Annotated in this window: 20 protein-coding genes and 2 other annotated features; all 20 genes read right to left on the reverse strand. The window is 45.9% G+C overall.

Annotation, left to right across the window (positions count from 1 at the left end; translation table 11 throughout):
* Window positions 1-48: 48 nt before the first annotated feature.
* Window positions 49-462, reverse strand: coding sequence for a 30S ribosomal protein S12 (gene rpsL, locus JOC33_RS19780; RefSeq protein WP_205094469.1), 414 nt, complete (start codon window positions 460-462; stop codon window positions 49-51).
* A gap of 97 nt (window positions 463-559) precedes the next feature.
* Window positions 560-811: a 50S ribosomal protein L7ae-like protein gene (locus tag JOC33_RS19785; RefSeq protein ID WP_205094471.1), complete on the reverse strand. Its 252-nt coding sequence runs from the start codon at window positions 809-811 to the stop codon at window positions 560-562.
* A 149-nt stretch (window positions 812-960) separates the two neighbouring features.
* Window positions 961-4,569 carry a DNA-directed RNA polymerase subunit beta' gene (rpoC, locus tag JOC33_RS19790; RefSeq protein WP_205094473.1) on the reverse strand — a complete coding sequence of 1,203 codons (3,609 nt, stop codon included), beginning with the start codon at window positions 4,567-4,569 and terminating at the stop codon, window positions 961-963.
* 69 nt (window positions 4,570-4,638) lie between these two features.
* Window positions 4,639-8,175 (reverse strand): DNA-directed RNA polymerase subunit beta, encoded by a 3,537-nt coding sequence (gene rpoB, locus JOC33_RS19795; protein ID WP_205094475.1) that lies wholly within the window; start codon window positions 8,173-8,175, stop codon window positions 4,639-4,641.
* Between the two features lie 468 nt (window positions 8,176-8,643).
* Entirely contained in the window at window positions 8,644-9,246 is a 603-nt protein-coding gene (locus JOC33_RS19800) for a class I SAM-dependent methyltransferase (RefSeq protein WP_205094477.1), read from the reverse strand.
* Between the two features lie 179 nt (window positions 9,247-9,425).
* Window positions 9,426-9,788: a 50S ribosomal protein L7/L12 gene (rplL, locus tag JOC33_RS19805; RefSeq protein WP_205094479.1), complete on the reverse strand. Its 363-nt coding sequence runs from the start codon at window positions 9,786-9,788 to the stop codon at window positions 9,426-9,428.
* Between the two features lie 57 nt (window positions 9,789-9,845).
* Window positions 9,846-10,346, reverse strand: coding sequence for a 50S ribosomal protein L10 (gene rplJ, locus JOC33_RS19810; RefSeq protein ID WP_205094514.1), 501 nt, complete (start codon window positions 10,344-10,346; stop codon window positions 9,846-9,848).
* A 60-nt stretch (window positions 10,347-10,406) separates the two neighbouring features.
* Window positions 10,407-10,556, reverse strand: a sequence feature (ribosomal protein L10 leader region).
* Window positions 10,557-10,606: 50 nt separating this feature from the next.
* Window positions 10,607-11,305, reverse strand: coding sequence for a 50S ribosomal protein L1 (rplA, locus tag JOC33_RS19815; RefSeq protein ID WP_205094481.1), 699 nt, complete (start codon window positions 11,303-11,305; stop codon window positions 10,607-10,609).
* 115 nt (window positions 11,306-11,420) lie between these two features.
* Window positions 11,421-11,846, reverse strand: coding sequence for a 50S ribosomal protein L11 (rplK, locus tag JOC33_RS19820; RefSeq protein ID WP_028781700.1), 426 nt, complete (start codon window positions 11,844-11,846; stop codon window positions 11,421-11,423).
* Between the two features lie 143 nt (window positions 11,847-11,989).
* Entirely contained in the window at window positions 11,990-12,523 is a 534-nt protein-coding gene (gene nusG, locus JOC33_RS19825) for a transcription termination/antitermination protein NusG (protein WP_205094483.1), read from the reverse strand.
* A 126-nt stretch (window positions 12,524-12,649) separates the two neighbouring features.
* The gene (secE, locus tag JOC33_RS19830; RefSeq protein ID WP_205094485.1) at window positions 12,650-12,826 is read right to left on the reverse strand and encodes a preprotein translocase subunit SecE; all 177 of its coding nucleotides are present in this window, start codon (window positions 12,824-12,826) and stop codon (window positions 12,650-12,652) included.
* Window positions 12,827-12,867: 41 nt separating this feature from the next.
* On the reverse strand, window positions 12,868-13,017 hold the full coding sequence (gene rpmG / locus JOC33_RS19835) for a 50S ribosomal protein L33 (protein WP_205094486.1): 150 nt from the start codon (window positions 13,015-13,017) through the stop codon (window positions 12,868-12,870).
* A 74-nt stretch (window positions 13,018-13,091) separates the two neighbouring features.
* Window positions 13,092-13,742 carry an RNA polymerase sporulation sigma factor SigH gene (gene sigH, locus JOC33_RS19840; protein ID WP_205094488.1) on the reverse strand — a complete coding sequence of 217 codons (651 nt, stop codon included), beginning with the start codon at window positions 13,740-13,742 and terminating at the stop codon, window positions 13,092-13,094.
* An 84-nt stretch (window positions 13,743-13,826) separates the two neighbouring features.
* Complete coding sequence (locus JOC33_RS19845; protein WP_205094490.1) at window positions 13,827-14,336, reverse strand: NYN domain-containing protein; 510 nt, start codon at window positions 14,334-14,336, stop codon at window positions 13,827-13,829.
* Window positions 14,337-14,339: 3 nt separating this feature from the next.
* Window positions 14,340-15,083, reverse strand: a complete 744-nt coding sequence (gene rlmB / locus JOC33_RS19850; RefSeq protein WP_205094492.1) for a 23S rRNA (guanosine(2251)-2'-O)-methyltransferase RlmB — start codon at window positions 15,081-15,083, stop codon at window positions 14,340-14,342.
* Complete coding sequence (locus tag JOC33_RS19855; protein WP_205094494.1) at window positions 15,080-15,484, reverse strand: Mini-ribonuclease 3; 405 nt, start codon at window positions 15,482-15,484, stop codon at window positions 15,080-15,082. Before JOC33_RS19855 ends, rlmB begins: the two co-directional genes overlap by 4 nt.
* A 5-nt stretch (window positions 15,485-15,489) precedes the next feature.
* Window positions 15,490-16,887 (reverse strand): cysteine--tRNA ligase, encoded by a 1,398-nt coding sequence (cysS, locus tag JOC33_RS19860; protein WP_205094495.1) that lies wholly within the window; start codon window positions 16,885-16,887, stop codon window positions 15,490-15,492.
* Window positions 16,868-17,539, reverse strand: a complete 672-nt coding sequence (cysE, locus tag JOC33_RS19865) for a serine O-acetyltransferase (protein WP_205094496.1) — start codon at window positions 17,537-17,539, stop codon at window positions 16,868-16,870. Before cysE ends, cysS begins: the two co-directional genes overlap by 20 nt.
* 102 nt (window positions 17,540-17,641) lie before the next feature.
* Window positions 17,642-17,854: a binding site (T-box leader), on the reverse strand.
* Between the two features lie 60 nt (window positions 17,855-17,914).
* Window positions 17,915-19,384 carry a glutamate--tRNA ligase gene (gene gltX, locus JOC33_RS19870; RefSeq protein WP_205094497.1) on the reverse strand — a complete coding sequence of 490 codons (1,470 nt, stop codon included), beginning with the start codon at window positions 19,382-19,384 and terminating at the stop codon, window positions 17,915-17,917.
* A gap of 92 nt (window positions 19,385-19,476) precedes the next feature.
* Window positions 19,477-20,661 carry a bifunctional 2-C-methyl-D-erythritol 4-phosphate cytidylyltransferase/2-C-methyl-D-erythritol 2,4-cyclodiphosphate synthase gene (locus JOC33_RS19875; protein WP_205094498.1) on the reverse strand — a complete coding sequence of 395 codons (1,185 nt, stop codon included), beginning with the start codon at window positions 20,659-20,661 and terminating at the stop codon, window positions 19,477-19,479.
* Between the last annotated feature and the right edge of the window lie 28 nt (window positions 20,662-20,689).

Below are 20,689 nucleotides of genomic sequence, written 5' to 3' on the forward strand. Positions count from 1 at the left end.
TCCCCCTCCTTTCCATGATGTATTTATCTTCAATCGGCCATTTGGCCATTATTTTTTAGGGCGTTTTGTACCGTATTTGGAACGGCCTTGCATACGTCCTTCAACACCTGCAGTATCAAGCGCACCACGTACGATGTGGTAACGTACCCCTGGCAAGTCCTTAACACGGCCTCCACGGATAAGCACAACACTGTGCTCTTGCAGATTGTGTCCGATTCCAGGAATATAAGCTGTAACTTCGATTCCGTTAGTCAAACGGACACGTGCATATTTACGCAATGCAGAGTTCGGTTTTTTAGGTGTCATTGTACCAACACGTGTGCACACTCCGCGTTTTTGAGGAGAAGACTGATCAGTCAAGCTTTTCTTGAAGCTGTTGTAGCCTTTGTTCAATGCTGGAGAGTCATATTTACGACCTTTGCTGACGCGTCCTTTGCGTACTAATTGGTTAATCGTTGGCATTTTGGATATCCTCCCTTCCTTGCTTTTTTAATACCACACATCCAGGTGGTTCATAATTAGGCAAAAAACAAAGCCTTCGCGTTTTACCGCCAAAACTTTATTGCTTTATCGCCACAGTGGCTGCACCGACATCAATGTCACAGGCTTCCCCAAGTTTTTTCATGGAGTCTACCCGCTGGCAGGGAATGTTCAATTCATTCGCCAGGCGCAAAACCTTTTCAGTTACTTGATGATCTGCATCATCAGCAACGAAAACCTCTTCCACTTCACCATTTTTCATGGCTTTCAGTGTCTGTTTCGTTCCAATAACGATATTAGAATTAGCCTGTGCTACTTTTTCATAAGACATTTTTCATTCATATCCTCCAAAGTAACAAGGATAAATGGAAGCACCTTGATTATAGTATCACTCACGATTACCCGTGTCAACTAGTATTCGAAGTGATTTTCAAGATGCTTCCCGTCTTATTTATCCAAGTTGATCTGACCAGTCATAAATTACTGTGTCAGTTGATCGACTTCTTCCTGTTGGACTGTTTCTTCTCCCTCTTTATCAGCTTGGATCTTGCGGTAGCGGGTCATTCCCGTACCGGCAGGAACAAGCTTACCGATAATGACATTCTCTTTCAGGCCGAGAAGCTCATCACGTTTTCCTTTAATGGCTGCATCTGTAAGGACACGAGTCGTCTCCTGGAAGGAAGCAGCAGATAAGAAGGAATCCGTTTCAAGAGAAGCTTTGGTGATTCCAAGTAATACCGGACGTCCCACAGCAGGCTGGCCGCCTTCAAGCAACGCCTTTTTGTTGGCATCGCGGAATTGGTGGATTTCCAGCAAGGATCCCGGCAGTACTTCTGTATCTCCGGAGTCAAGGACTCGAATCTTGCGAAGCATCTGACGGACCATGACTTCGACGTGCTTATCGCCGATTTCAACACCCTGCATGCGGTAAACCTTCTGTACTTCTTTCAACAAGTATTCCTGTACGCCATCCAGTCCGCTGATAGTAAGAAGCTCTTTCGGATCTACAGAACCTTCTGTCAGCTCCTGCCCGGCTTTCACTTCATCTCCGACAGCGACTTTCATACGTGCGCCGTATGGAGCGGTGTAGGAACGGGTCTCCACATCGCCTTGTACGACGATTTCTTGTTTTTCCTTAACTTCATTGACTTCCTGAACGGTACCGTAGATTTCCGAAACGACAGCGCGGCCTTTCGGGTTACGGGCTTCAAACAATTCCTGGATACGAGGAAGACCCTGTGTAATGTCATCCCCTGCGACCCCGCCTGTATGGAAGGTACGCATGGTCAACTGGGTACCAGGTTCACCGATGGATTGGGCAGCAATAATACCAACTGCTTCGCCAACCTCGACCTCGTCTCCGGTAGCAAGGTTACGGCCGTAACATTTCTTACAAACACCATGTCTGGTGTTACATGTAAAGGCAGTACGAATGACCACTTCTTCAATACCGGAATCGACGATTGCCTTCGCTGCATCCTCAGAAATAACTTCGTTCCGCGTAGCCAATACCTCATCTGTCTCCGGATCGCGGACTGTCTGGAAGGAAGTCCTTCCGATCAAGCGGTCAATGAGCGGCTCAATCAATTCTGTGCCTTCTGTCAAGGAAGCCACCGTCAGACCTCTGTCCGTGCCACAATCGTCTTCACGGATGATGACATCCTGTGCCACATCAACAAGACGACGCGTCAAGTAACCGGAGTCGGCTGTTTTCAGTGCGGTATCGGCAAGACCTTTACGCGCACCGTGTGTGGAGATAAAGTACTCCAATACTGTCAGCCCTTCACGGAAACTGGACTTGATCGGCAATTCAATGATTCGTCCTGCCGGGTTAGCCATCAGACCACGCATACCAGCCAGCTGCGTGAAGTTAGAGGCGTTACCACGGGCACCGGAATCACTCATCATAAAGATCGGGTTACGCGGGTTCAAGGATTTCATCAGACGGTCCTGAATATCATCCTTCGCTTTCGACCAGATTTCAATGACACGGTCATAACGCTCTTCTTCCGTGATTAGACCTCTGCGGAACTGCTTAAGCACTTTATCCACTTTTTCTTGTGCCTGATCCAGGATTTCTTGTTTTTCCGCTAATACAACAACATCAGATACACCGACTGTCATACCAGCTTTGGTGGAGAAAGAGAATCCTAGATCTTTCATACGGTCAAGCATCTTGGAGGTTTCACTGATAGAGAAGTGCTTAAATACTTCTGCAATAATATCTCCTAAGATACCTTTTTTAAATGGAAGAATTTCATCGCGTTTAGCGATTTCTTCCCGTACATTTGTGCCCTTTTCAACAAAGTAATGCTCTGGAGTCTTGATCTCCAGGTTTTCCTGCGTAGGCTCATTCATATAAGGGAACGAGGCTGGAAGCATTTCATTGAAAATCAGCTTACCGACCGTAGTCAATAGCAGCTGTTTACTTTGTTCTTCTGTTAATGTTTCATTGTTTAAGGAACCAGCATATACTGCCACGCGAGTATGCAAGTGGACATATCCGGTCTGATAAGCAAGCAGTGCTTCATTCAGATCCTTAAAGACCATGCCTTCTCCGACAGCTCCCGGACGCTCCATGGTCAGGTAATAGTTACCCAAAACCATATCCTGGGAAGGTGTTACAACTGGTTTTCCATCTTTCGGGTTTAGGATGTTTTGCGCAGCAAGCATCAAGATGCGTGCTTCTGCCTGCGCTTCGGCGGATAACGGTACGTGAACGGCCATTTGGTCACCATCAAAGTCAGCGTTATAAGCTGTACATACGAGCGGGTGCAGACGAATTGCCCGGCCTTCGACCAATACTGGTTCGAATGCCTGAATTCCCAGTCTGTGCAAGGTAGGCGCACGGTTCAACAGTACCGGATGCTCCCGGATTACTTCTTCGAGCACATCCCATACCTCCGGATGAATCCGTTCGATTTTCCGTTTAGCTGACTTGATGTTATGGGCAAGCCCACGCTCGACAAGCTCTTTCATGACGAACGGCTTAAATAGCTCAAGTGCCATTTCCTTAGGAAGGCCACACTGATACATCTTCAAGTTAGGACCAACAACGATAACGGAACGACCGGAATAGTCGACACGTTTACCGAGCAGGTTCTGACGGAAGCGTCCCTGTTTACCTTTCAGCATATGGGACAGTGACTTCAACGGACGGTTACCTGGACCGGTTACTGGACGGCCGCGGCGTCCGTTGTCGATCAATGCATCGACAGCTTCCTGAAGCATACGTTTTTCATTTTGGACAATGATGCTTGGGGCACCAAGGTCGAGCAACCGTTTCAAACGATTGTTACGGTTTATGACACGACGATAAAGGTCGTTCAAGTCGGAAGTGGCAAAACGGCCACCATCCAGCTGCACCATAGGGCGAAGCTCCGGAGGGATGACCGGAAGAACATCCAGAATCATCCAGGATGGATCGTTACCGGAGTGACGAAAAGCCTCCAGTACTTCCAGACGCTTGATTGCCCGTGTCCGGCGTTGACCTTGAGCAGTTTTCAGCTCTTCTTTTAGAGCATCTACCTCTTTATCAAGATCAATATCCATTAATAATCTGCGAATAGCTTCCGCACCCATTTGAGCGCCAAAGTTGCCGCCATATTTTTCCCGGTACGCACGGTATTCCTTTTCTGACAACAACTGCTTTTTATCAAGAGCTGTTTCTCCAGGATCCGTTACGATATAGGCAGCAAAGTAAATGACTTCTTCCAAAGCGCGTGGGGACATATCGAGTACTAACCCCATCCGGCTTGGAATGCCTTTGAAATACCAGATGTGTGAGACAGGGGCGGCCAGTTCCAGGTGCCCCATGCGCTCACGGCGTACTTTCGCTTTGGTAACTTCTACCCCACAACGGTCACAAACGACACCTTTATAGCGTACACGTTTGTATTTACCACAGTGACATTCCCAATCCTTGGTAGGACCGAAAATACGTTCACAGAAGAGACCATCTTTTTCTGGTTTCAACGTACGATAGTTAATTGTTTCTGGTTTTTTGACTTCACCATATGACCAAGAGCGAATCTTATCCGGTGAGGCCAAACCGATTTTCATATACTCAAAATTATTTACATCTAGCAAGGGGCCTACCTCCCTTTTAGTATCCAGGTTTCCCTAAGCTTAGAACACATTTTTTCTGTGCTGCTGGTATCAGCTTTCTTCCGGCTCGAGATTCAGATTTTCAGAGGCTTTTGTTTCCTCTTCTTCGATATCTCTCATTTCGATTTCTGTTTCGTCACCTGACAGAATCTTGACGTCCATCCCTAAGCTTTGCAGCTCTTTGATCAAGACCTTGAATGATTCTGGAACACCAGGTTCTGGAACATTTTCCCCTTTGACAATCGCTTCGTATGTTTTAACACGACCTACGACATCATCGGATTTAACTGTAAGAATTTCTTGCAGAGTATAAGCAGCACCATATGCTTCAAGTGCCCATACCTCCATCTCACCAAAACGCTGCCCACCGAACTGTGCTTTACCACCAAGCGGCTGCTGCGTGACCAGGGAGTATGGTCCAGTTGAACGGGCGTGAAGCTTATCATCTACCATGTGAGCAAGTTTAATCATATACATGACACCGACAGAAATACGGTTATCAAAAGGTTCTCCAGTACGTCCGTCATAGAGGACTGTCTTGGCATCACGTGGCATTCCTGCTTCTTCAAGTGTTTCCCAGACGTCTTCTTCACGGGCACCGTCGAATACTGGTGTTGCAACTCGGATGCCAAGCTGTCTGGCAGCCATTCCGAGGTGTAGTTCCAGCACCTGACCGATGTTCATCCGTGATGGTACCCCTAATGGGTTAAGCATGACATCAACCGGTGTACCATCTGGAAGGTATGGCATATCTTCTTCAGGAAGAATTTTGGAGATGACACCTTTGTTACCATGTCGTCCTGCCATTTTATCCCCTTCAGAAATTTTACGCTTCTGAACGATATAGACACGTACCAGCTGGTTAACACCAGGAGGGAGCTCATCGCCATCTTCACGGTTGAAAATTTTAACGTCGAGTACGATTCCACCGGCACCATGTGGTACTCGCAAGGAAGTGTCTCGGACTTCACGTGCTTTCTCACCGAAAATTGCATGTAAAAGACGTTCTTCGGCAGAAAGTTCGGTTACACCTTTTGGCGTTACTTTACCTACTAATAAGTCTCCATCGCTGACCTCTGCACCGACACGGATGATTCCTCGTGCATCCAGGTCTTTCAGCGCTTCTTCTCCGACATTCGGAATATCCCGAGTGATTTCTTCTGGTCCTAGCTTCGTATCGCGTGCTTCTGATTCATATTCCTCGATATGAACGGAAGTATAGACATCGTCTTTCACTAACCGTTCGCTCATGATGACAGCATCCTCGTAGTTGTAGCCGTCCCATGTCATGAAGGCAACCAGCGGGTTTTGACCGAGAGCAAGTTCACCTTTGTCCATGGAAGGCCCATCAGCAAGGATTTCACCTTTTTTGACGCGGTCTCCTTGAGATACAATCGGACGCTGATTATAACAGGTTCCCTGGTTGGAACGGATGAATTTCTGCAGACGGTAACGATCAAGGTCACCTTCCACTTCTTTTCCATCCACCTCGGAAATTCTTCTCACTAATACTTCTTTCGCCTCAACGCGCTCCACGACACCATCGTGGCGGTTAATGACTGCTGCACCAGAATCCTTACCATTTACATATTCCATACCGGTACCGACGATAGGTGCATCCGGCTGCAATAATGGTACTGCCTGACGCTGCATGTTCGCGCCCATCAAGGAACGGTTCGAGTCATCGTTTTCCAGGAATGGAATACAAGCAGTCGCTGCAGATACTACCTGTTTAGGTGAAACGTCCATGTAGTCGAGACGTTCACGGCTGACTACTGTGTTTTCCCCTCGGAAACGGGCGATGACTTCAGGGTCTGTAAAGGATCCATCATCATCAAGACGAGCGTTCGCCTGGGCTACCACGTAGTTGTCCTCTTCATCAGCGGTCAGGTAATCGATTTGCGCTGTCACTTTGTTCGTATCCGGATCGACACGGCGGTATGGCGTTTCTATGAAACCAAACTCATTTACTTTCGCGTAAGAGGAAAGCGAGTTGATCAGACCGATGTTCGGCCCCTCTGGCGTTTCGATCGGACACATACGTCCATAGTGGGAGTAGTGAACGTCACGGACTTCAAAACCTGCACGTTCACGCGTCAGACCACCTGGCCCGAGCGCAGATAGACGACGTTTATGAGTAAGCTCTGCCAGCGGATTGGTCTGATCCATGAACTGGGATAGCTGCGAGCTTCCGAAAAACTCTTTTATCGACGCAATGACCGGCCGGATATTGATCAGTTGCTGTGGTGTAATAGACGAAGTGTCCTGGATGGACATACGCTCACGCACCACACGCTCCATACGGGATAAACCGATCCGGAACTGGTTCTGCAGTAGTTCACCGACAGAACGGAGGCGACGGTTACCCAAATGGTCAATATCATCCGTATCCCCTACCTGATGTAACAGGTTGAAGAAGTAGCTGATCGCTGAAAGGATGTCAGCAGGCGTGATATTTTTGATATTTTTGTCAATGTTCGAATTACCAATGACATTGATAGATCTTTCCCCTTCTGGGTCAGTTGGATCTACAATCTTGATGGATTGTACCCTGATTGGATCCTCAAGCACTCCATCATGTGGCTCTAATATTTCGTCACCGGCATTATCTTCTTTACCTTCCAGATAAGGAAGCAATTTATTCAACAGGCGACGGTCAATCTTGTCACCTTTATCCGCCAGCACTTCGCCGGTCTCTTCATCTACTAAAGTTTCTGCCAGCGTCTGGTTGAACAGGCGGTTTTTAATATGAAGCTTTTTGTTCATCTTATAACGGCCGACACGGGCAAGGTCGTAACGCTTCGGATCAAAGAAGCGGGATACTAACAAGCTTTTCGCATTTTCTACTGTCGGCGGCTCGCCAGGGCGTAGGCGCTCATAAATTTCAAGAAGCGCTTTTTCGCTGTTTTCAGTGTTGTCTTTTTCAAGCGTGTTTTTCAGGTATTCGTTGTCACCGATCAAGTCGATAATCTCCTGGTCGGTTCCGAATCCAAGCGCACGCAAAAGAACCGTAATTGGCAGTTTTCTTGTTCGATCGATGCGGACATGTACGACATCTTTCGCATCGGTTTCGAATTCTAACCATGCACCACGGTTTGGAATGACGGTGGCTGTGTAGCCTTTTTTACCGTTTTTATCTATCTTCTTGTTATAGTAGACACTCGGTGAACGGACAAGCTGGGAAACGATGACACGTTCTGCCCCGTTGATAATGAATGTTCCAGTGTCTGTCATCAATGGGAAGTCACCCATGAACACTTCTTGTTCCTTCACTTCACCTGTTTCGTTGTTCAAAAGGCGGACCTTGACTCTTAATGGAGCATTATAGGTCACGTCTCTATCTTTTGACTCGTCCACAGGATATTTTGGTTCACCTAGACTGTAATCTACAAATTCCAATGAAAGATTTCCTGTGAAATCTTCAATCGGTGAAATATCCTGGAACATTTCTTTCAAACCTTCTTCCAAAAACCACTCATAGGAAGCTGTCTGAATCTCGATCAAGTTAGGTAACTCTAGTACCTCACTGATGCGCGCATAGCTTCTGCGCTGGCGGTGTCGTCCATACTGAACTAGTTGACCTGTCAACTGCTTCACCCCTCAAATCAAGCATTTTGATAAAATAGCAAAAGTAGATATGGTCCACTCCTCCACGTGTTCCCTAAAAGAACCGAACGCTTGTGTATTTACAAGCATTTTTTCAGAGGTAAGTGAAAAGAGCAACTGGCATGGTATAATAAATCCAGCCCTCCTGAACCTATCACTTCTATGTTACGTAAAAAGGGTCCGGCAAGACATGCCGAACAAGCTTATGGAAGATCTATCGACCACAAGCCGATTTATTGTGGCATCCGCGAAAATCACGGATGGAATCTTAAAACAATTAAATCTTCATTTCTCTCTAACGTTAGACAAAAAAGAAAAGTTGTTCTATTCTATTTCGATTTTACCATTCTAGCCCTTTCTTACAAGGTTTATACATCAAATATAAAAAAGCCTTGACAAAAGAAAGCACATAGAGGCATTTTTCAATATTAGCACAAACAATTTTGCGAGTCAAACTTTTTTCGCCTTAAGAATGTAGTAACCTTTTTCCTTAGCAGCTACTTCTACTTGCGAAAAGATTTCTTCCAGCTTTTTACGGGCAGAAGGCGCCCCCTGTTTTTTCTGAATGACCACCCATAACTCTCCCCCGTCAGCTAATGCCTGGTGAGCTTCTTCAAACATTCCGTGTACAACCTGTTTACCTGCACGAATCGGCGGGTTGGTCAAAACGGCCGCGAACTTCATTCCCTCCAACGCTTCCATCCGATCACTTTCCCTGATGTCCACATTGTCGATGTGATTATTCATTGCATTTCTCCGTGCTAATTCTACCGCCCGTTCATTGATATCTACCATATAGACCGTACGCTCAGGATAAGTCCTGGCTAAGGCAAGCCCGATCGGTCCATAACCACAACCTAAATCCAGAAGATTGCCTGGAACATCCGGAACTTGGAAGGTGTCTATTAAAACGCGGGAACCAAAATCTACTTCCTTTTTTGAAAAAACGGCATTATCAGTCGTAAATTGGAAGCTTTCACCCTTTAGAACAAAGTTCCACGTTTTTTCATCACTGGCAGCCTGGGTCTTTTTGGAATAATAGTGTTCAGGCATATTAACCACTCACTTCACAAAATAGATTAGAGACTGTTAGAAAAACTTGGCTTATCGCCAAGTCCTTATGGCGAAAACCTCAGTTTTCCTTATACTTTTTTAACTAAGTTAAACTTTCTTAAGGTATAAGAAAAATAAAGCTCGCCGATATTCAGCGAGCTTTACCTCAAGACATGTAATTACTTAACTTCTACAGAAGCGCCTGCTTCTTCTAGCTTACCTTTGATTTCTTCAGCGTCTTCTTTAGAAATGCCTTCTTTGATTGCGCCTGGTGCGTTATCAACAAGGTCTTTCGCGTCTTTAAGACCAAGACCAGTGATTTCGCGTACTGCTTTAACAACCTTGATTTTAGAGCTTCCAGCGCTCTCAAGGATAACGTCGAATTCAGTTTGTTCTTCAGCTTCTTCAGCTGCACCGCCGCCGCCGGCAGCAACTGGTGCTGCAGCAGTTACTCCGAATTCTTCTTCAATTGCTTTAACTAAGTCGTTAAGTTCAAGAACGGACATTTCTTTAATCGCTTCAATAATTTGCTCATGACTCATGATTAAGTTCCTCCTTAAAATTGTTTGTTTATGATTTAACCGTAAACGGGTCTGCTATTAAGCGCCTTGTTCTTCTTTTTGCTCAGCCACAGCTTTGGTAACATATGCAAAGTTGCGTACTGGTGCTTGAAGCACGCTGAGTAGCATGGATACAAGACCTTCGTAGTTTGGAAGATCTGCAAGTTCCTTGATTTGTTCAAGGGTAGCAACATTGCCTTCGATGACACCGCCTTTGATTTCAAGTGCATCGTGCTCTTTTGCAAAGTTGTTAAGGATTTTGGCAGGTGCTACGACATCTTCTTCACTGAATGCAATGGCAGTAGGACCTACCAATGTATCGTTCAGCTCAGACAGCTCCGCTTCTTCCGTGGCACGGCGTGTCATTGTGTTCTTGTACACTTTGAAGTCGATGCCAGCCTCACGAAGCTGTTTACGCAAGTCAGTAACTTCTGCAACGTCAAGACCGCGGTAATCTACAAGGATGGTAGATTTACTGTTGCGGAACTTGTCAGCAATTTCAGATACAATCTGCTTTTTGTGCTCGATAATTTTGCTCATCATTCCACCTCCTATTGACTTTTCATCATACCGTATCGATGTCTCATTTCTGTTTTCATCGGATGAAAAAGAAAAGCCCCCACGTAGACATGGAGGCTTTTGGTGAAAAACGGCACAACACGGACGCCGTTCCTATATTCACACACCTCGGCAGGAAATTAAGCGCCGTTATGGCGCACCTGCTGTCTACGGTATAACGTATTCATTTATACAACGTTTTTAATTATATTGGTTCTGTTTTGAAAAGTCAACCGTGAATGTTAGCGACGGATAAATCCGGATACATCCACTTTGATTCCAGGACCCATTGTTGAAGCGACAGCCGCATTCTTCATGTATGTTCCTTTAGAAGCTTGAGGCTTCGCTTTTACAAGCGTTTCAGTGATCGCTTCAAAGTTGGCGACCAATTTATCAGTATCGAAAGAAACTTTTCCGATCGGAACATGGATATTGGCAGATTTATCAACGCGGTATTCTACTTTACCAGCTTTGATTTCATTGACTGCTTTTTCCACTTCGAAAGTAACAGTACCAGTTTTCGGGTTTGGCATAAGACCTTTAGGTCCAAGCACACGGCCCAGTTTACCAACTTCAGCCATCATATCCGGTGTTGCAACGACAACATCAAAATCGAACCAGCCTTGGTTGATTTTGCTGATCAAGTCTTGCTCGCCTACGTAATCCGCTCCGGCTGCTTCTGCTTCCTTCGCTTTATCACCTTTAGCGAATACAAGAACTCGCTGAGTCTTACCTGTACCATGCGGCAATACCATTGCACCACGGATTTGCTGGTCTGCTTTCTTAGGGTCTACGCCCAAACGGAAAGCAGCTTCTACCGTTTCGTCAAAATTAGCTTTAGCTGTTTCTTTCACAAGTTCAACTGCTTCTTGAATCTCATATGATTTTGAACGATCAACAAGCTTTTGTGCTTCTTGATATTTTTTGCTTTTTGTAGCCATTATAATTTCCTCCTCGTTGTGGTTTTAACGGTTATACCTCCCACGAATAAAGGTTGCGGAAGGAAAAAGACTCCATTCTCGCAACCTTTAACTCCTTAAGAGTGACGCTGTGGGATTAGTCTTCGATAACAATACCCATACTGCGCGCAGTTCCTTCTACCATGCGCATTGCAGCCTCAACGTCAGCAGCATTCAAGTCAGGCATTTTCGTTTCTGCAATCTCACGTACTTTGTCGCGATTAAGCGTCGCAACTTTATTACGGTTAGGTTCACCTGATGCAGTATCGATACCGGCTGCTTTTTTAAGAAGAACAGCAGCTGGCGGAGTTTTAGTGATGAATGTAAATGAACGGTCTTCAAAAACCGTGATTTCCACCGGAATAATCATACCAGCTTGCTCTTGTGTACGAGCATTGAACTCCTTACAGAATCCCATGATATTGATACCCGCTTGACCTAGTGCTGGTCCAACTGGCGGTGCTGGGTTAGCTTTACCTGCAGGAATCTGAAGCTTTACTACTTTGATTACTTTTTTAGCCACGAGACACACCTCCTTAAGTCCGTGATGTGGTATTAGGGTCATGCCCTCCCACTCAGAATTGCAATATGTTGACTCCTCTGTCCGAGGCACATAAAGAACATAAAAATTCTAGCATCTTTATCAGCTGTTTGCAAGGGGAAGGGCTATAATTTTTTGATTTGGGAGAAATCCAGCTCTACCGGAGTTTCGCGCCCGAACATGTTGACATGGACTTTCACTTTCTGTTTATCAACGTCGATATGCTCGATCGTACCTGTGAAATTCGCGAATGGTCCCTCTGTCACCTGGACACTTTCCTTCAATTCGAAATCGATGTCTGTGACAGGTTCATTCATGCCCATGCGCTTCAAGACGGCATCCACTTCTTCGGGCAAGAGAGGGGTCGGTTTCGAACCAGAACCGGTGGATCCGACGAACCCGGTTACACCAGGAGTGTTTCGGACTACGTACCATGAATCGTCGGTCATCACCATTTCCGCCAGCACATAGCCAGGGAATACTTTCTTTTTGGCTACTTTACGTTTGCCGTTTTTAATTTCGGTTTCTTCGTCTTCCGGGACGAGGACACGGAAGATTTTATCTTCCATTCCCATGGACTCGACGCGCTTTTCTAAATTGGTTTTCACTTTATTCTCGTAACCGGAATAGGTGTGGACCACATACCATCTTTTTTCCATAAATTAGGACAAGCTCCTTGCCCTTCCCTCCCTTATCTAAAAAAATATTTCCAGACGTTGAAAAAACCCGTCAGACGGGTTTTTAATGTCAATCATATTCACCATTATAACATAAAACCTGGAGCATTATTCAGGGAAGAAGAATTCCAAACCCCAAGAAATGCCGAGATCGACTACCGCGAAAAAAACAGCAACAAATGCGACTGTCGTAAGGACAGTGATCGTGTAACGCACAAGTTCCCTGCGCTTCGGCCAACTGACCTTCTGCATTTCACGGGTTACATTCTTGAAAAACTTAAACATGCTTGTACCTCCCCTAAACCTGCGCCTGCCGGCATCTATCTCTATTTCGTTTCGCGATGCAGCGTGTGCTTACCGCACCTCTTACAAAACTTCCGGACCTCGAGACGCCCGGACTGGCTTGCTGTATTTTTATAGGAACTATAATTTCTGCTTGAACATTCGGTACAGGCTAAGATTACTTTTCTTCTCATTACGATCCCTCTAATCAGAGGATTTTGTCACTTCCATTAATGTAGCATGCAAGATAGAGCATGTCAATGAAGGATTATAAGATGATTTCAGCGATTTCAAGGTACTTCTCAAGCTTTCGCTTCACTCTCTGAAGAGCGTTGTCGATGGACTTCACATGCCTGTCCAGTTCGGCTGAAATCTCCTGATACGACCTGCCGTCCAGGTATAGTGTCAGCACCTTTTTCTCCAAATCGCTTAACAATTCTGAAATTTTATCTTCCATGTCTCCGAATCTTTCTTTATTGACTATCAATTCCTGCGGGTCAATCGCTTTTGAACCGGCAATGACATCCAATAACGTGCGGTCAGATTCTTCATCATAAATAGGCTTATCCAATGAAACATAAGAGTTAAGAGGGATATGCTTTTGACGTGTGGCTGTTTTGATTGCGGTGATAATCTGGCGTGTGACACATAACTCAGCGAAGGCTTTAAAGGAGGATAGCTTGTCCTCTTTATAGTCACGGATAGCCTTATACAGTCCAATCATTCCTTCCTGAACGATATCTTCACGGTCTGCACCAATCAGGAAATAAGTCCGAGCTTTTGCGCGGACAAAATTCTTATACTTATTGATCAGATAATCCAACGCCTGGCTATGCCCTTCATTGATTCGTTCAATCACTTCTTCGTCTTCCAGCTTTTCATAATCAAAGATGTCGATCTCCGTCTGTCCGATGCTCACTCAGGATTCCCCCCGACCCATACTGCCCTGAATATAGAAATATTATACAGTAAGCGTTTTACCAGCGTCAACATGCCATCGCGCTTATTTATCTCCCCGGCGCCATTTCTCGAATACATCGAGCACTTCTTTTTTTATCGGTATTTTCGGCTTATATTCAACCTGTTTATGGGAATCTACATCCTGTTTTATTCTCTTTTCAATATTTTTCACTTCGATGTAGAGCTCCCTGGCCGATTTACGGAACGCTCCCTGGCCAAAGATTGTCCGCTGTTCAGCATAGTCGGATGTAGCCACATACACTTTTGTCCGGACATCATTCAATTCCCCGGCCAGCTTCTCTATCCGTTCATCGGCCGTCTCATTTTCCCTTGTATAAATGACCTCGACCTTATGGTTCTTCTCTTTATTGGCAATTCCCCTGACATGATAAGCATCAAATACGATAATGACTCTGTCATCCGTATAAGATTGATATTCCGCCATCATATCAACGAGAAGGTCTCTCGCCTGGGCGAGATCTTTATCCCTGAATTTTTTCAGCTCCGGCCACGCGCCGATCATGTTGTATCCGTCTACGATTAGGACAATCATTTGTCAGCCACCAACTGGGTGCCGTTTCCGGTAGACTTCATACATGAGCAGCGAAGCAGCCACCGAGGCATTCAAGGAGGTGACCTTCCCTTTCATGGGAAGCTGCACAGTCCAATCACATTTCTCTTTGACAATCCGGCTCATGCCTTTTCCTTCACTGCCTATGACAAGGGCAAGTGCCATCGAACCATCCAACTGACGGAAATCCTCTGTGCCATCTGCATCGGTTCCTACCACCCAGACATGGCGCTCTTTCAATTCATCAATCGTCCGGGAGATGTTCGTTACTCGGGCAACAGGAATATATTCAATGGCACCAGTGGAGGTTTTCGCAACAGTCGCTGTCAATCCGACCGACCGCCGCTTCGGGATGATGACGCCATGGGCACCCGCTGCATCAGCTGTCCGGAGAATCGAACCTAAATTATGAGGATCCGAAATCTCATCTAAAATAAGATAAAAAGGCGCTTCCCCTTTTTCTTCTGATTTGGCAAAAAGATCATCCAGCGTACTATACGTGTAAGCTGCTACAGATGCTGCAACACCCTGGTGGTTCCCTTCTACCTGCTGGTCAATCTTCTTCTTTGGCACCTTCTGCACAGCAGCTCCATTTTCCTTAGCCAACTGTTGGATTTTTTGAAAGGCCTGGTGCTGCAATTGTTCGGAAATTAGAATCTTATTGATTGCACGGCCGGACTTCAGGGCTTCCATAACAGGATTCTTACCAATGATCCATTCTTCCTTCATGTGCTCATGCTCCTTTCCTCTACTTGCCGAATCGCATCTTCCACCACTTCTGTCAGCCGGTCCGTTTCCCCAAGTAAATAAAGGTAACCGATTACCGCTTCAAACCCTGTACTGTGACGGTAGGCCTGTACATCTGTGTTTTTCGGAATGGAACCTGATTTTGCATTCCGTCCCCTGCGAAAAACAGCTTTTTCTTCCTCTGATAAGAATTCTTTTTCCATCCAATTGTGCACGACTGCAGCCTGCGATTTTGCGGATACAAACCGGATGGCAGACTGGTGAAGCTGATTCGGCTGTACGGCCCCTGTTTCCAGGAGGTGATGCCGGACATGGACTTCGTAAACGGCATCACCCATATAAGCAAGCGCTAAACTTTTCATTTGTTTCACATCTATGGACATCGTTTTTATCCTCTTTTCCAGCGCGTGCCTTGAGGAGTGTCTTCCAAAATAATATTCCGCGCTTTCAAGTCATCACGTATCTGGTCGGCAAGGGCAAAATCCCTATCTTTTCTTGCCTGGATACGCTGTTCTATCAACGCCTCAATCTCTTCATCAAGCAAGTCATCCTCTTTCTCTAAACCGACACCAAGGATATCCAGTAAGGTAACGAACGTATTTGTAAAAGCATCTATCACCCGCGTAGAAGTCTGTCGGGACTGGAGATAGAGGTTTGCCTCTTTTGTCAAATCGAACAAGACGGAGATGGCATTCGCTGTGTTAAAGTCATCATCCATCTCAGATTCGAACCGCTGCTTATGCTGCTCGATTTTCTCCATCCATTCCCCATGGTCTTCCAGGTCTGCACTCGCCTCTTTTCGGTGCAGCAGGTTTTCATAGGCATTACGGATTCGGTCAAAGCTGTTCTTTGCGCCTTCCAGTAACGCATCACTGAAATTGATCGGATGGCGATAATGCACGCTAAGCATGAAGAAGCGGATAATTTTCGGATCATGCTTTTCAATCAGGTCATGGGCGAGGACAAAGTTTCCAAGTGACTTGGACATTTTTTCATTTTCAATATTAATATAGCCATTATGCATCCAATAACGGGCGAATGGCTGGCAGTTATGGGCTTCCGACTGGGCGATTTCATTTTCATGATGAGGAAACGTAAGATCCTGACCGCCGGCATGAATATCAATCGTTTCACCCAGATACTTTTTTGCCATCGTTGAGCATTCGATATGCCAGCCTGGACGTCCTTTTCCCCAAGGACTGTCCCAGGAGATCTCACCCGGCTTGGCTTCTTTCCAAAGCGTGAAATCAAGTGGATCCTGTTTCTTTTCGCCTACCTCGATACGCGCCCCAGACCTTAATTCCTCGACAGATTGGTGAGAAAGTTTTCCGTATTCATCAAACGAGCGGGTCTTGAAATAGACATCTCCTCCAGAAGCATAGGCATGACCTTTGTCAATCAGTCCCTGAATGAATTCGATGATTTCCGGCATGTTTTCAGTGACACGTGGATGGTGGACGGCTTCTTTCACTCCGAAAGCACCTACATCCTCTTTGTAAGCATCAATGAATCTATTTGCAATCGTTGGAACTTCCTCTCCCAGTTCATTGGCTGCTTTGATCAATTTATCGTCAACGTCGGTGAAATTCAGTACATAAGTCACATCATAGCCTTTATATTCAAAGTAACGCCGGACGGTATCGAAAACGATTGCCGGGCGGGCATTACCGATGTGAATATAGTTGTATACGGTAGGACCGCACACATACATTTTGACCTTGCCTTCTTCTATCGGGGAAAAGGCTTCTTTTTTTCGTTTCAGCGTGTTATAAACGTGTATCGCCATTTGACTTCACTCCTTTTAACTCATCAAGCTCCTTATGGAGACGCATGATTTCCTGCTCAAGCCCAACCAGTCGATCATATACTGGATCAGGCAGCTTATGGTGGTCAAGGTCTTTTTCACGTACCTTCACACCGTCCTGTACAACGACACGGCCAGGGATTCCCACGACAGTAGAATTATTCGGTACATCATGGAGAACGACAGACCCTGCTCCTACCTTCGAATTCTGTCCAATTGTTATCGACCCTAATACCTTGGCTCCTGTAGCGACAAGGGAATTATCCAATAAAGTAGGATGCCGCTTTCCTTTTTCTTTTCCGGTACCGCCAAGCGTCACTCCCTGAAAAATGGTAACGTTGTCGCCAATTTCGCATGTTTCTCCAATGACTACGCCCATACCATGGTCAATAAAGAAACGCCGGCCAATTTTGGCTCCTGGGTGGATTTCGATCCCCGTAAAAAAACGGCTGACTTGTGAAATGACCCGTGCGAGAAAAAAGAATTTCTTTTTAAAACAAGCATGGGCCACCCTATGTGCCCAAATTGCGTGAAGCCCTGAATACGTCAGGATCACTTCAAAGTGCGTACGCGCAGCCGGGTCCTGGTCAAATACGACACTGACATCTTCTTTTAACATCTTGAATAGCCCCATACTTGCTCCTCCTTAAAAGAAATGTGAAAATCGCTCGTTAAGCTTACATGTGTACCTTCTGTTAAAAATAAATAAATAAAAATGCGCCTCTATGCCTTTCAGCACAGAGACGCATCGTAAGCGCGGTTCCACTCTGTTTGGGAAATATTCCCCAACTCTACTCTCTGTAACGGGAGAAACCCGCTCTTGCCTACTAATGTTCGGCAAGAGACTCTGAGGGGCATTTCGGAATCGTGCCTTAAAATCACTTCCAGCCAAGGTGATTCTCTCTGTATAAGGCAGCTGCATCCTACTTATCCTCATCCACGTTCTTATTGGTATTTCCGTTTTTAGTGTATTACTACTATATTACATCCGTATCGCTTTGTGAATCATTTAAGCTTGCAGCCGCTTCAAGGCATCGTCCAAACGGACAGTCACTGTTTCTAACCCGAGCAGGTGAATGGCATCCGGCAATTCCGGACCGTGTGTCTGGCCGGTAGTTGCAACGCGGATCGGCATAAACAACTTTTTACCTTTATGGCCGGTTTCTTTTTGCACGGCTTTCACCTGGGACTTGATATTCGGTGGAGTGAATTCTTCCAGCTCAGTAAGATTACGTTTAAAAGTTTCCAGCACTTCAGGCACTTGCTCGCCGCTCAGGACCTCCATTGCGTCTGCGTCATACTCTATTTCCTGCTTGAAAAACAAGTCCGTCAGTTCGACGATTTCCGCACCAAAGCTCAGCTGTTCATGATAAAGCCCGATCAGTTCAAGTGCCCATTTCCGCTCTTCCCCGTCCATATCCTCAGGCAGACGTCCTGCTTCGATCAAATGCGGCAGGGTCAGAGCGGCGATACGGTCGAATTCTGCCGCTTTGATGTACTGGTTGTTCATCCATTTCAGCTTGGCAGGGTCGAATATTGCCGGAGAAGTAGATAGGCGTTCTGGATCAAAGATGTCGATGAATTGATCCTTAGTGAAAATTTCTTCCTCACCGACAGGGGACCATCCGAGAAGCGTGATGAAATTGAACAGCGCTTCCGGTAGATAGCCTAGATTTTTGTATTGTTCGATGAACTGAAGAATATGTTCATCCCGTTTACTTAGTTTCTTCCGGTTTTCATTCAAAATCAATGTCATATGACCGAATTTTGGAGGCTCCCAGTCGAAAGCTTCGTAGACCATCATTTGTTTCGGTGTATTGGAAATATGCTCTTCCCCACGCAGGACATGGGAAATATTCATCAAGTGGTCATCAATCGCTACTGCAAAGTTGTAAGTCGGTATTCCGTTCTTTTTCACAATGACCCAATCGCCGAAGTCACTGGAATCAAATGTGATCTCTCCGCGGACGATATCGTTGAAGCGGTAAGTATGATCCTTCGGGACACGAAGCCTGATGCTCGGTTCACGTCCTTCTGCTTCAAACTGCTCTCTTTGTTCCTCTGTCAGGTTACAATGGGCTCCGGAATACTTCGGCACCTGACCTTTGGCACGTTGTTCCTCACGCTCTTGCTCCAGTTCTTCTGCGGTCATGTAACATTTGTAAGCAAGATCACGTTCCAGGAGTTCATCGATATATTTCTGGTAAATATCCAGGCGCTCCATTTGGCGGTAAGGGCCAAACTCTCCTCCGACATCTGCTCCTTCATCCCATTCAATACCGAGCCATTTCAAATAGTTCAACTGGCTTTCTTCCCCGCCTGTAACGTTTCGTTTTTCATCCGTATCTTCCACTCGGATAATAAACTTACCGCCGAGGTGACGGGCATATAAGTAATTGAATAATGCTGTGCGAGCGTTCCCGATATGAAGGTTTCCTGTCGGGCTTGGCGCATAGCGGACACGTACGTCATTAGTCATGATTTTTCCCCTTTCCTTAAGTACCGTTCTTTTAAGTTATCCAAATTCACGGTCGTATATTTGCCTTGTCCTATTTTATCACTTTTCCTTGCCTACTGGTGACTGTTTTGCAGGAGAACGACTGCCTGGGCGGCAACTCCTTCCCCTCTTCCTGGAAAGCCGAGCTTTTCTGTCGTCGTTGCTTTGACGTTGATACAGTTCGAATCAGCGTTTAACAAAGCGGCAATGTTCCCTCTGATTTGTTCTATATACGGTGCCATTTTAGGAGCCTGGGCAATGACCGTGCAGTCTATATTTCCAAGCTCATACCCGCGCTCTGTGACCATGTTCCACACATGCTTCAAAAGCTCGGAAGAATCAGCATTTTTATAAGCCTCATCGGTATCCGGGAAATGTTTGCCGATATCCCCTTCGCCAATAGCTCCAAGACAGGCATCAGCAATTGTATGAAGCAGAACGTCAGCATCTGAGTGTCCAAGCAGCCCTTTTTCATGAGGGATTTCAACCCCGCCAATAATACACTTTCTTCCCTCCACTAACTGGTGAACATCAAACCCTTGTCCGATCCGAAACATCTGCTTTTCCTCCAAATTGTTGTGTTTTTTATCGATATGAGCGACAGCTTTGTTCATATCTTCTGGTGTCGTCAATTTCATATTATCATAGCTTCCTTCGACGATTGCCACATTCCTGCCCGTACGTTCTACAAGGGAAGCATCATCCGTACCGTAAAAGCCAATCTCCCTCGCTTGCCGGTGTGCATCGTAAATGACTTCATAAGAAAAGGACTGCGGTGTCTGTGCGGCCCATAACTTTGAACGGGCAAGCGTTGTGAGCTTTCCCCCATCCCGCTGCTTGATTGTATCCGTTACCGGAACGGCTAATAAGGCAGCCTGGTGTTCCTGAACCGCTTCAGCCAACTTGTGCAAATGGATATGCTCGACAAAAGGACGGGCACCGTCATGAATGAAAACAGGCTTGTTATGGTCCGTGATCTGCTGCAATCCACAATAGACACTATCCTGCCTCTCCTGGCCGCCATTCACTAACTGAATCGGTGTTTGAAGTGGATAGCGGGTCAGCAGTTCTTCCATACTTTCCCGTTCCTTTTCGTTGGTAACAAGAATAATTTCGCTGCACCATTCGTCCGTTTCAAACACGGACAAAGTATGTACCACCAACGGTTTATCACCCAGTAAAATGAACTGCTTGTTTTTTCCCGCTTTCATCCTTTTGCCTTGCCCGGCTGCAAGGACGATAGCAGCGTATTGTATCATATCGTATCCACCCTAACCGTTATAAACA

This window comes from Thalassobacillus pellis, from assembly GCF_016908295.1.
Taxonomy (GTDB): Bacteria; Bacillota; Bacilli; order Bacillales; family Halobacillaceae; genus Thalassobacillus; species Thalassobacillus pellis.